This window comes from Caballeronia calidae (assembly GCF_900044055.2).
In the GTDB taxonomy this organism is placed as follows: Bacteria; Pseudomonadota; Gammaproteobacteria; order Burkholderiales; family Burkholderiaceae; genus Caballeronia; species Caballeronia calidae.
The window spans coordinates 233827-246871 of sequence record NZ_FCOX02000003.1; the positions used below are offsets into that span (position 1 = coordinate 233827).

The window sequence follows — 13045 nt, forward strand, 5'->3', positions numbered from 1 at the left end:
TTGGGCGTTATGCCGCCTGACTGACCTTGGCCTCGGGATGGCAGGCGGGGCACTTTTCGCCCGGCTTGTAGAGCGGCGATTGCTGATCTTCGATGCTGACCACCGCGCGGCAGCCGAAGCATTGCGCGGTCGCGGTTGGCTGCAGGTTCGGATCGAGCGCCGTGCGGTAATCGAACACGAAGCATTCGCCCGTGTAATGCGCGCCGCCGACTTCCTCGAAGTACTTCAGGATGCCGCCTTCGAGCTGATACACATGCTCGATGCCGACTTCCTTCATGTGAATCGCAGCCTTTTCGCAGCGGATTCCGCCCGTGCAGAAGGACACGACCGTCTTTCCTTCGAGGTCCGCGCGATTCTGCTCGATGACTTCCGGAAACTCGCTGAACTTCGTGATGCGGTAATCGAGCGCGTGATCGAACGTGCCGACATCGACTTCGAACGCATTGCGCGTGTCGAGCATCACGACCGGGCGGCCCGCGTCGTCGTGGCCGCGGTCGAGCCAGGCCTTCAGCGTGGGCGCATCGACGGCGGGCGCGCGGCCGAGTTCCGGCTGGATCGCGGGCTTTTTCATCGTGATGATTTCGCGTTTCAGCTTGACCAGCATGCGGCGGAACGGCTGCTTCGCGGAAAGGCTTTCCTTGAATTGGAGATCGGCGAAGCGGCCGCCGAAGAGCGCGTCCGTGCGCAGGTAGTCGATGAACTCGCGGACTTGGGCAATCGGCCCCGCGATGAAAAGATTGATGCCCTCCGGAGCCAGCAGAATCGTGCCTTTCAGGCCGAGCGCGTTGCAGCGTTCAGTGACGAGCGGCCGCCAGGCGGGGCCGTCTTCGATGGTGACGAATTTGTAGGCGGAGAGGTTCAGGATGCTCATGATCGGATGACGCGAAAAACGGCTGTAACGGGTAAAAAGTGCGGACGGCAATCCGCCGCAAAACACGTATTATCCCGCAAACGGCGCGCGGCTTTCCCGGATTCGCCTCGCCGCGTCGCGAGGCCTTGCGCGCGCGCAATTTCAGCCGCGCGGGCAGGCCTTGTCCGTTCGGCCAACACGGGCGCCGCATCCGTTTTCGAGATGGCCCGCATGTACAATACCGCCATGTCAGATCCCCGCTTCGTTCATCTCCGCGTCCACTCCGAATTCTCGATCGCCGACGGCATCGTGCGGCTGGACGACGTCGTCAAAGCTGCCGCAAAAGACGGGCAAGGCGCGCTCGCGCTGACCGATCTCGGCAATGCATTCGGCCTCGTGCGCTTCTATAAGGAAGCGCGCGGCAAGGGCGTGAAGCCCATCGCCGGCTGCGACGTCTGGATCACCAATCCCGACGATCGCGACAAACCCTCGCGCCTCCTTCTTCTCGTACGCGACAAGCAGGGCTATCTCAACCTGTGCGAGCTGTTGAGCCGCGCATGGCTGACGAACCAGTACCGCGGCCGCGCCGAAGTGATGGTCGAGTGGCTCGACGAAGGTCTGGCCGAAGGGTTGCTGGCGCTGTCGGGTGCGCAGGCGGGCGATATCGGTATGGCGTTCGCGGCCGGCAATGCGGCCAGCGCGCAACGCAATGCCGAGCGCTGGTCGAAGCTTTTTCCGAACGCGTTCTATATCGAGTTGCAGCGCGCCGGTCAGCCGGGCGAACAGGGCTACGTTCAGGAAGCCGTGAAGCTCGCGGCGAAGCTCAAGCTGCCGGTGGTCGCCACGCATCCGATGCAGTTCATGACGCCCGACGACTTCACCGCGCACGAAGCGCGCGTGTGCATTTCGGAAGGCGATATCCTCGCGAATCCGCGTCGTCAGAAGCGCTTCACGCAGGACCAGTTTTTCCGCACGCAGGACGAAATGTGCACGCTGTTCGCGGACATTCCGTCGGCGCTCGCGAACACCGTCGAAATCGCCAAGCGCTGCAATCTCACGCTCGAACTCGGCAAGCCGAAGCTGCCGCTTTTCCCGACGCCCGATGGCATGTCGCTCGACGACTACCTCGTGCAGTTGTCGAAGGAAGGACTGGAAGTTCGCCTGCAGCAGCTTTATCCCGATGAAACCGAACGCGCCGCGCAGCGCGAGACGTACTACGCGCGCCTCGACTTCGAGTGCGGCACGATCATCAAGATGGGCTTTCCGGGCTACTTCCTGATCGTCGCCGACTTCATCATGTGGGCGAAGAACAACGGCGTGCCGGTCGGGCCGGGCCGCGGCTCGGGCGCGGGCTCGCTCGTCGCGTATGCGCTCGGCATCACGGATCTGGACCCGCTGCGCTACAACCTGCTGTTCGAGCGCTTCCTGAATCCGGAACGGGTGTCGATGCCCGACTTCGATATCGACTTCTGTCAGGAAGGGCGCGACCGCGTCATTCAGTACGTGAAGGGCAAGTACGGCGCGGACGCGGTATCGCAGATCGCCACGTTCGGCACGATGGCCGCGAAGGCGGCGGTGCGCGATATCGGCCGCGTGCTCGATCTCGGCTACATGTTCACCGACGGCGTCGCCAAGCTGATTCCGTTCAAGCCGGGCAAGCACGTGACCATCGCGGATGCGATGAAGGAAGAGCCCACGCTGCAGGAGCGCTTCGATTCCGAAGACGAAGTGCATCAGCTGCTCGAACTCGCGCAGCGCGTGGAAGGGCTCACGCGAAACGTGGGCATGCACGCGGGCGGCGTGCTAATCGCGCCGGGCAAGCTCACGGATTTCTGCCCGCTCTACACGCAGGGCGAAGACGGCGGAGTCGTCAGTCAGTACGACAAGGACGACGTGGAAGCCGTCGGGCTCGTGAAGTTCGACTTTCTGGGCCTGACCACGCTCACGATTCTGGATTGGGCCGAGCGGTACATCCGCCGTCTCGATCCGTCGAAGAAGGACTGGAATCTCGCACAGGTGGCGCTGGACGATCCGGCATCGTTCTCGATTCTCAAGAAAGCGAACACCGTCGCCGTGTTCCAGCTGGAAAGCCGCGGCATGCAGGGCATGCTGAAGGACGCGCAGCCGGACCGCTTCGAGGACATCATCGCGCTGGTGGCGTTGTATCGACCCGGCCCGATGGACCTGATCCCGAGCTTCTGCGCGCGTAAGCACGGGCGCGAGATCGTCGAGTATCCGGACCCGCGTGTCGAGCCTGTTCTGAAAGAGACCTACGGCATCATGGTCTATCAGGAGCAGGTGATGCAGATGGCGCAGATCATCGGCGGCTACTCGCTCGGCGGCGCGGACTTGCTGCGCCGCGCGATGGGCAAGAAGAAGCCCGAAGAGATGGCGCAGCACCGCGAACTGTTCGCGGATGGCGCGGCGAAGAACGGCCTCACGCGCGAGAAGTCCGACGAAATCTTCGACTTGATGGAGAAGTTCGCGGGCTACGGCTTCAACAAGTCGCACGCGGCCGCGTATGCGCTGCTCGCGTATTACACGGCGTGGCTGAAGGCGCATCATCCGGCCGAATTCATGGCGGCCAACATGTCGCTCGCGATGGACGACACCGACAAGGTGAAGATCCTCTTCGAGGATTGTGCGACGAACGGCATGAAGGTGCTGCCGCCGGACATCAACCAGTCGGCGTATCGTTTCGAGCCGGTCGCGGAAGCCGACGGCACGCGCTCGAAGACCATCCGCTACGGTCTGGGCGCCGTGAAGGGCAGCGGCCAGAACGCGATCGAGGAAATCCTGCGTGCGCGCGAGGACGGCCCGTTCGTCGATCTGTTCGATTTCTGCGAGCGCATCGACCGTCGCGTGGTGAACCGCCGCACGGTGGAAGCGTTGATTCGCTCGGGCGCGTTCGACACGTTGCACGCGAATCGCGCGCAACTGCTCGCGTCCGTCCCGCTCGCGATGGAAGCCGCCGATCAGGCTGCCGCCAACGCGATGCAGGCCGGCCTGTTCGACATGGGCGACGCGCCGCTCGCCAAACACGAACTCATCGACGAACCCGAGTGGTCCGACAAGAAGCGCCTGCAGGAAGAGAAGACCGCGCTCGGCTTCTATCTGTCGGGCCATTTGTTCGACGCCTACAAGGGCGAAGTGCGCCGCTTCGTGCGCCAGAAGATCGGCGAACTGAAGGAAGGGCGCGACAAGCTCGTCGCGGGCGTGATCTCCGCGATGCGCACGCAGATGACCCAGCGCGGCAAGATGCTGATCGTCAATCTCGACGACGGCAGCGGCCAGTGCGAAGTCACCGTCTTCAACGAGCAGTTCGAAGCGAACAAGGCGCTCTTCAAGGAAGACGAGCTGCTCGTCGTGCAAGGCATGGCGCGTAACGACGCGTTCACGGGCGGCATCCGCTTCACCGTCGATACGGCGATGGATCTCGAGCGCGCGCGCAGCCGCTACGCGCAGTCGGTGAAGGTCGAGATGAACGGCAACGCCGATGCCTTGCGTCTGCGCCGTGTCCTCGAGGCGCATGCTGCCGGCGCGCAAGCTGAAGCGCCGCCACCCGCACCCGCAAGAGAAAACGGCCGGCAGCGGCAATCCGCGCCGATTCCGAACGGTCTGAACGTGAGCATCGTCTATCGCAGCGAGCACGCCGAAGGCGAGGTGCGCCTCGGCGATGCGTGGCGCGTCAAGCCCACCGACGATCTCATCACGGCGCTGCGCGGCGAGTTCGCGGGCAGCGCGATCGAAATCGTCTACTGATGCGCATCGGCATATCGGCGAATGCGCTGAAGCATTCCGGCGGCCTCGAACGCTATGCCATGGATCTCGTGCGCGGCCTCGCCGCCGCGGGCTTCGACGGCAGGCAGAAGCCCGCGTTCTTCGCGCGCAAGATCGATATGTCCCTGCCCGAAAGCCGGTTGATCGAGCCGCACCGCATCAAGGTGTCGTTTCTGCCGGGCAAGCTGCGCGACGCGTATTTCTCGTGGGCGCTGAAGCGCGCGCGCAGAAAAGCGAAGGTCGACGTGCTGATCGGCTGCAATCGCGTTGAAGGCTCGGACATCGCGATTTGCGGCGGCACACATATCGGCTTTCTGCGCGCAACAGGGCGGCGGGAGAAGCGTTCGGACACGCGGCAGATCGCGCTCGAGCGCCGCCAGTATGCGCAGGCACAGGTGATCGTCGCGCATTCGGACATGATGCGCGACGAGCTTCGCACGCTCTACGGCATCGACGATGAAAAAATCCGCGTGCTCTATCCGCCCGTCGACGGCGCGCGCTTCGCTCCGGTCGATGCCGCAGAACGCGCGCGCCTGCGCGGGCAGTTCGGCTTCAAAGCCGATGAAACCGTTCTGCTGTTTCCGTCGAGCAGTCATGTGCGCAAGGGCCTGCCGCTGATCGAAAAGGCGCTCGCCGGCATGAAGGTGGTCGTCGCGGTCGCGGGACGCGCACCCGAGAATCCGGCAGCGAACGTCCGCTATGTGGGATATGCGAAGAACATCGAGGACGCGTACCGCGCGGCCGATTTCACGATTCTCGCGTCGAGTTACGAGCCGTTCGGGCTCGTCGGCATCGAATCGGTGATGTGCGGCACGCCGGTGATTTTCCCCGCGTGCATCGGTTGCTGCGATGCCATCGCGGATCGCGCGAAGCACGTCTTCAAATCGGGCGACGCCGACGACCTGCGCCGCACGGTGCTCGATGCCATCGAAGCGCGGCGCGGCGATGCGCGTGTTTCGGGCGAGACCGTGCGCTACGACACGAGCGTCGCTTCGCACGTGCGCGCGCTGATCGGGCTCGCGAACGACATCCGCCAGACGCGCTGAGACGTTCAGCGCACTTCGTTCAGGTGCGCGAGCTTCAGAAAACGGTAGTAGACGGTCTGCGCGTTGAATGCCGCGATCATGAAGCCGGTCTTGCCGTCGAGAAATCCGCGCCGCAGCACGTAAGTCCGCACGAACGCCCATGCGCCGCGCGCGAGCGCAATGCCGAAGCTGCCGCGTTTGCTCGCGGCGTGGCGTTGCTGCGCGCCTGCCGTCGAGTACGCGTCCAGCTTGCGCAAGACCGCTTCGAAATCCTCGTAGGAGTAGTGCATCAGCTTGCCGGACAGGCGCGCGACGGGCTTGCCCGTGGACAGCACGAGCCGCTCGTGCACGAGATCGGGCGAGAAGCGCGCCGTGCCGCGCCGGAACAGCCGCGGAATCCAGTCCGGATACCAGCCGCTGTGCTTCACCCACACGCCGCAAAAGCTCGACAGACGATCGACCGCGTACACGTCCGCCTGTGGATCGGTGATCGCGGCGCGGATCGAGTCGGCCAGTTCCGGCGACACGATTTCGTCGGCGTCGATGGAAAGCACCCAGTCGGTCGAGAGCGCGTCGAGTGCGCGATTCTTCTGCGGGCCGAAGCCCGGCCAGTCGCGCGCCTCGATCACGCGCGCGCGATGCGCCTCGGCGATGCCCGCGGTGGCGTCGGTGCTGCCGCCGTCGACGACGACGATTTCATCGGCGAACGAGACGGCCTGCAGGCATTGCGCGAGCCGCGCGGCCGCGTTGTAGGTGATGATGGCGATGCCAAGCGTTGTGCGGGACATGGAGCGTGGACCGGCGTGCGTGTTGGTATAATTATTGAATACTGGTGGGCTGGGCGTCATGCGAGGCATTGCGCCATGCTCGGACCAGACGTGAAGAGTAAAGAGGCCGCGGGCCTCTTTTTGTTGTCAGGGTGGACAGAGGCCGATAGTGTGCCTGAGCGGCGCGCGTAGCAACAGATCGGCCGAGGCGAGTCTGGTTCCATCACAGCCGTCATCGAGGATCCGATTTTCACTTCGCGAGCCGCATCGACATTCATGAAAACAAAGCGGCCAGGCGAGCTCCACCTGCAAACGGGAGCGCGCATCGCACCTGTCCCGCCCGCGAGTCGGGCGCGAGCCATCCTGTTCTGATCCTATGAGCCGACTCTCCGGGCGCATCCGCATCATTGCCCGAGCGCTACCCAAGCTTGCGTTGAAGGCGTTTCGCCGGCGCCCGGCCGATGTGTCGAGCATTCTGATCGCGCATCATCTGCTGCTCGGCGACACCTTGCTGCTGACGCCGCTCGTCGCGAAGCTGCGCGATCGCTATCCGCATGCGCGCATCGCGCTCACGTGTCCCAAGGCGATCGTGCCGCTCTATGCCGGACGGCCCTATGGCGCCGACGCGCTGCCTTTCGATCCGCGCGACACGGCGAGCGTTTCGGCGGTGCTGAAGTCCGGCCCGTACGATCTCGGCATCGTCGTCGGCGACAACCGTCACGCGTGGCTCGCCATCGCGGCGAAGTGCCGCTGGATCGTCGGTCACGGCGACGATACGCCCGCGTGGAAGAACTGGCCGCTCGACGAGTCGCATCCCTATCCTGCGAAGCCCGCCGCATGGGCCGATATCGCCGCGACGCTCATCGAAGGGCCGCCGCCGGCGCGCTATCGGCCGGACGACTGGCCGGCGCCGGCCGTTGCGCCGTTCGCGGAAGCGGACGCGGCATTGCTCGCGCGGCCCTACGTGGTGCTGCATCCCGGCGCGAGCACGTCCGTCAAGCGCTGGCCGCACGATCGCTGGCGCGCGCTCGCGGCGCGCGTCGAGCAGATGGGCTACACGCCGGTGTGGAGCGGCGGTCCGGGTGAAGCCGACCTCGTCCGCGCGATCGATCCGGAAGGGCGGCATGCGAATTTCGCGGGCCGCGTGGGACTCGGCGAGCTGTGGCAACTGTTCGCGCGGGCGCGCGCGATCGTCTGCCCGGACACGGGCGTCGCGCATCTGGGGCGCATGGTGGGCGTGCCGACCGTCACGCTCTTCGGGCCCGGCAACGCCATGATCCACGGCGCGGGCGAGTTCTGGCGCGATGCGCCCTTCAGGCCGGTTACCATCGTCGACATGCCGTGCCGCGACGAGCCCTTCATCTTTCGACGGCGCGTGCCGTGGGTGCGCCGCTGCGACCGCAACGAAACGACGTGCGTCGCATGGCGCGGCGATCATGCCGAATGCATGGGCCTCATTTCGCTCGATGCGGTGAGCCGGGCACTCGAGGAGATGTTGACGGAAGGTCTATGACGACAAAAACGTATCGTTTTCAGCCCGATTGGTTTCTTTGGATCGGCGCGCCCGTCATTCTCTTCGTGGTCGCGTTCGCACATATGACGGCGGTCGAGAACATCGCGCTCGGTTTCGTCGGCATCGGCACGATCGCGGTGGCGGCGACGCGCGGTGCGCCTTTTCCGCTGCGCTGGCCGCTGCTCGCGCCCGTCGTGCTGTGGGCCGCGTGGGCGCTCGCGTCGGTGTCGTGGTCGGTGTATCCGTCCGAGAGCATGCATGCGTGGCTGGACGAAGTGTTCTATCCGCTCTTCGCCTTCTTCGGCTTCTGGCTCGTGGGCGCGCGCATGGCGAAACCCGAGCGGCTGGTCCTTGCGCACTGGCTCGGCTGCGCGCTCGTCGCCCTGATCAGCGTCGTGCACTGGGGGCAACTGCAGCCGCCCACCGCCGATACCTTCATGCTGCATTACTACAACCGCGTCGGTCACACGAGCACGATCGCGCTCTTCGCGATGGCGCTCTTCGCCGGGATGCTGTTCGACGGGAAGTGGCGCGCGATCGGCGTGACGGGCGTGCTCTTCTGCGTGTTCATCGGGGTGGCGACGCTCAACCGCTTCTTCGGACTTGCGGCTTTCGTCACGCTCGCGATCGCGCTGTATCCGCTTTATCGGCGGCACATGGTGCTGGCGGCGGTGGCGCTGTCGATCGTCGGTATCGCGGCGATCGGCACGCTCGAATTCAGCTCGCGCAGCCGCTTCGCTCAATTGCCGCCGTCGCTGGCCGCGCACGGCGTGACGATCGAAGGCGATCGCGTTCCGGTGCCGTCGTTCCTGCCGGGCATCGGCGACACCATCGCCGCCGACACGCGCCCGCGCCTGTGGGCCTTCTACAGCAAGGTCGGCGAGCCGCATTCGTGGATCGGCATCGGCTTCGGCAAGCCGCTGCCGGGCGAGGTTTACAGGAAGCAGATGCCGCCGCGACTGCTCGCCGCCGAACCGCAGGCGCTCACGCACGCGCACAACCTGTTCCTGAACACGTGGCTCGAGACGGGCGTCGTCGGCGTCGTGCTGGAAGCGGCGCTCTTCGTCGGGCTCGTGATCCGCTTCTGGCGGCTGAGGCGCGAGGTGCCGTGGCTTGCGGCGGGCGGCATCGCGCTCGTCGGCGGGATGATCGCAAAAAACTCGACCGACGATTTCATGTGGCAGACCACCGCGCTCGCGTTCTGGTGCTTCGCCGGGCTGATGCTCGGCCGCGGCGAACGCCTGACGGGCCGGCTGCCGCCGCCGCGCGGCGCTTTCGCAACCGCAACCGAAACCGAAACCGCCAATCCGCGGCAATAGGCGCTCCGGACACCTACATTCGACCGCGCCGCCCACAGGATTAGAATGGCGGATTCTCGTGTGCTGATCCGCACCGCGAATCGAACCGGCGCACTTTTACGCAAACCGAACACCGAGGAAAGATTTGAGCCAGAAGCAGACATTGCGCAAGACCATCGGCGCGGGCGAAAGCAGCTCGCCGACGGCCGTCATGAGGCGGCTATGGCCGTATATCCGCCCGCTGCTCGGCACGGTGTTTCTCGGCCTGTTGACGATGGGCATCGTCGCCGCGACCGAGGCGGGCATCCCGATGCTGCTGAAGCCGCTGCTCGACCACGGCTTCGGCTCGAAGAGCAGCGATCACGCGAAATGGCTCGTGCCGGCCGCCGTCATCGGGCTTGCGCTGGTGCGCGGCGGGGCGCAGTACGCATCGGGCTATTTCCTCTCATACGTGACGAACAAGATCCTGCTGCAACTGCGGCTCGAGATGTTCCAGCGCATGATCCACACGAGCGCCGGCTTCTTCCAGCGCGAGACGGCGAGTACGGTCATCAACGCGGTCGTCTTCGAGGTCAACCAGATTTTGAGCGTGCTGCAGAGCGTCGTCGTCACGCTCGTGCGCGACTCGCTGACGGTGGTGTTCCTGCTCGGCTATCTGTTCATCCTGAACTGGCGTCTCACGCTGATCGTCGCGGTGATTCTTCCGGCGATCGGCTGGCTCGTCAGCAAGATCAACCGGCGGCTGCGGCGCCTGAACCGCGAGCATCAGACCCTCACCAATGAGCTGTCGTATATCGTCGAGGAGACGGTCGGCGGCTACAAGGTCGTGAAGGTGCACAACGGCGAGCCGTACGAGATCGGCCGCTTCTCGGAAATGAGCCATCGCCTGCGCGGCTACTCGATGCGCATGCAGGTGTCGGGCGGCCTCGCGCAGCCGCTCACGCAGTTTCTCGCGTCGATCGCGCTCGCCATCGTCATCACGATCGCGGTCGTGCAGTCGGCGAACGACCAGACGACCGTTGGCGGTTTTGTCGCGTTCGTCACGTCGATGCTGCTCGTGATCTCGCCGCTCAAGCATCTGATCGACATCAATCAGCCCATGCAGCGCGGCATGACGGCGGCGGAGCTGATCTTCGGCCTGATCGACGAACCCGCGGAGCCGGAGGGTGGCGGCAAGCGTCTGCCGCGCGCGCGCGGCGAAGTCGAGTTCCGGGACGTGACCTTCAGCTACGGCTCGATCGACCGGCCGACGCTCGATCGCGTGTCGTTCAAGGTCGCGCCGGGCGAGATGGTCGCGCTGGCAGGCCCGTCGGGCAGCGGCAAGACGACGCTCGTGAATCTGCTGCCGCGGTTCTTCGATCCGCGCGGCGGTCAGGTGCTCGTCGACGGCGTGTCGATCACCGAATACAACCTCCACGACCTTCGCGATCAGCTCGCGATGGTCAGCCAGGATGTCGTCCTCTTCAACGATACGATCGCGGCGAACGTCGCATACGGCCAGACGCCGGATCGCGAGCGCGTGATGGCGGCGCTCGCGGCGGCGAATCTGTCGGATGTGGTGACTTCGTTGCCCGAGGGAATCGATACGCTGATCGGCGGCAATGGTATGCGTCTGTCGGGTGGGCAGCGTCAGCGTCTCGCGATCGCGCGGGCCATCTATAAGGATGCGCCGATCCTGATTCTCGACGAAGCCACCTCAGCGCTGGATTCGGAGTCGGAGCGGCACGTGCAGTCTGCGCTCGAGACGCTGATGAAGGGACGCACGACGCTCGTCATCGCGCACCGGCTGTCGACAATCGAGCGCGCGGACCGGATCCTCGTGATGGAGGCGGGGCGCATTGCCGAGCAGGGCAGCCATGCCGAACTGCTGCGCAAGGACGGACTGTATGCGCACTTGCATCGGATTCAGTATCAGCAGCAGGCGGCGTGAGAGTTTGACCGGACGAGGAATTTCTTGCGTGGAAACATAAGATATTCCTTGTTCACACGCTGCGCGGCAAACCGGATGATGTCCGCTCCAAGACGAGACGGACTCATCCTATGGCCAACTACAAATATCCCCAATTTCTCAATCAAAGCAATCACGCTGCTTTTGACTCGATCTCTGATCCCGGACAAGCCACTCCGAATTCTGGAATCTATCGATGCGAGGTTTGCGGTCACAGCGTCGTGTCTACGCTCGGTCATCCGCTGCCGCCGCAAAATCATCATCAGCATTCGAGTAGGCAAGCGATTCGTTGGCGGTTGATCGTAGCAACGCATTGAAGTCAAAGACGAGGGCGCGCGCTCGAGGAGTTCGATCGCATTGCCGGCGCCCTCGTGTATCGAGACCGAAGTCACATCAGCACGATGTCATACTGCTCCTGGCTGAGATTGCTCTCGACCTGCAACGAAACCGGCTTGCCGATGAAGTCCATCAGCATTGCCAGATGCTGTGACTCTTCCTCGAGAAACAGATCGATCACCTGCTGCGAAGCCACCACCCGAAACTCACGCGGATTGAATTGCCGCGATTCACGCATGATTTCGCGCAGCACGTCGTAGCACACCGTGCGCGGCGTCTTCACTTGCCCCTTGCCCTGACAAACGGGACAAGGCTCGCACAACACATGCGCGAGCGATTCGCGCGTGCGCTTGCGCGTCATCTCGACGAGCCCGAGCTGCGAAAACCCATTGACGGTCACGCGCGTGCGATCCCGCGACAACGCCTTCTTCAGCTCGCCCAGCACCTGATCCCGATGCTCGACATTTTCCATGTCGATGAAATCGATGATGATGATCCCGCCGAGATTCCTCAAGCGCAGTTGCCGCGCGATGGTATGCGCCGCTTCGAGATTGGTTTTGAAGATCGTGTCGTCGAAATTGCGCGCGCCGACATAGCCGCCCGTATTCACGTCGATGGTCGTCATCGCTTCGGTCTGGTCGATCATCAGATAGCCGCCCGACTTGAGATCGACGCGCCGCGATAGCGCCCGCTGAATCTCCGCCTCGATGTTGTACAGATCGAAGAGCGGCCGCTCGCCGGTGTAGTGATGCAGGCGCGACGCAACCGCCGGCGTGAACTCCGCGGCGAAATCCGCGAGCATCTGGAACGTCTCGCGCGAATCGACCTGAATGCGCGTGGTTTCGTCGTTGACGAAGTCGCGTAGCACACGCTGCGCGAGATTCAGATCCTGATAGAGCAGGCTAGTGGGCGGCACGCGCTGCGCTTGCGCCACGATCGTCGCCCACGTCTTGCGCAGATATGCGACGTCCGCCGCGAGTTCCTCGCTCGTCGCATCCTCGGCGATGGTGCGCACGATATAGCCGCCTTTCTCGTCGGCGGGCAGCACGGCCGTCAGACGCGCACGCACGGCCTCGCGCTCCGCTTCGCTCTCGATCTTCTGCGAGATGCCGATATGCGGCTCCTGCGGCAGATACACGAGCGTGCGCCCCGCGATGCTCACCTGCGTGGACAGGCGCGCGCCCTTCGTGCCGATCGGGTCTTTCACGACCTGCACCATCAGCGACTGACCTTCGAAGACGATCTTCTCGATGGGCACATGCGGCGCCGACGAATGCGGCTCGCCCGCGATGCGCGGATGCCAGATATCGGCCACGTGCAAGAACGCGGCGCGCTCGAGTCCGATATCGATGAACGCGGATTGCATGCCCGGCAGCACGCGCACGACCTTGCCGAGATAGACATTGCCGACGCGTCCGCGCGAAAGGGTGCGCTCGACGTGAAGCTCCTGAACGGCGCCTTGCTGAACCAGTGCGACTCGGGTTTCCTGCGGTGTGACGTTGATCAGGATTTCTTCGTTCATGGCCTG

8 protein-coding genes are annotated in these 13045 nt (G+C 64.3%); 5 read left to right on the forward strand and 3 right to left on the reverse strand.

Translation table 11 applies throughout. From position 1 onward, the window contains the following. Positions 1-7 precede the first annotated feature (7 nt). Complete coding sequence (locus AWB78_RS04930) at positions 8-871, reverse strand: sulfurtransferase (protein WP_062602804.1); 864 nt, start codon at positions 869-871, stop codon at positions 8-10. 210 nt (positions 872-1081) lie between these two features. Here AWB78_RS04930 and dnaE point away from each other — a divergent pair, with 210 nt between their 5' ends. Then, a complete protein-coding gene (dnaE, locus tag AWB78_RS04935) occupies positions 1082-4612 on the forward strand; it encodes a DNA polymerase III subunit alpha (RefSeq protein WP_062602806.1) in 3531 nt (1176 codons plus the stop codon). Next, entirely contained in the window at positions 4612-5676 is a 1065-nt protein-coding gene (locus tag AWB78_RS04940) for a glycosyltransferase family 4 protein (RefSeq protein WP_062602808.1), read from the forward strand. Before dnaE ends, AWB78_RS04940 begins: the two co-directional genes overlap by 1 nt. A 5-nt stretch (positions 5677-5681) precedes the next feature. On the opposite strand, the gene AWB78_RS04945 is transcribed toward AWB78_RS04940, so the two are convergent. After that, positions 5682-6443, reverse strand: a complete 762-nt coding sequence (locus tag AWB78_RS04945) for a glycosyltransferase family 2 protein (protein ID WP_062602810.1) — start codon at positions 6441-6443, stop codon at positions 5682-5684. Positions 6444-6798: 355 nt separating this feature from the next. On the opposite strand from AWB78_RS04945, the gene AWB78_RS04950 reads away from it, so the two are divergent. The 3 genes from AWB78_RS04950 (at position 6799) to msbA (ending at position 11163) form a co-directional block, all read left to right on the forward strand. Further along, positions 6799-7935, forward strand: coding sequence for a glycosyltransferase family 9 protein (locus AWB78_RS04950; RefSeq protein WP_062602813.1), 1137 nt, complete (start codon positions 6799-6801; stop codon positions 7933-7935). Beyond that, positions 7932-9254, forward strand: a complete 1323-nt coding sequence (locus tag AWB78_RS04955; protein ID WP_062602815.1) for an O-antigen ligase family protein — start codon at positions 7932-7934, stop codon at positions 9252-9254. Before AWB78_RS04950 ends, AWB78_RS04955 begins: the two co-directional genes overlap by 4 nt. A gap of 190 nt (positions 9255-9444) precedes the next feature. Then, positions 9445-11163, forward strand: a complete 1719-nt coding sequence (gene msbA, locus AWB78_RS04960; protein ID WP_374729447.1) for a lipid A export permease/ATP-binding protein MsbA — start codon at positions 9445-9447, stop codon at positions 11161-11163. Between the two features lie 406 nt (positions 11164-11569). On the opposite strand, the gene rng is transcribed toward msbA, so the two are convergent. Beyond that, on the reverse strand, positions 11570-13039 hold the full coding sequence (gene rng / locus AWB78_RS04970; RefSeq protein WP_062602821.1) for a ribonuclease G: 1470 nt from the start codon (positions 13037-13039) through the stop codon (positions 11570-11572). Positions 13040-13045 lie beyond the last annotated feature (6 nt).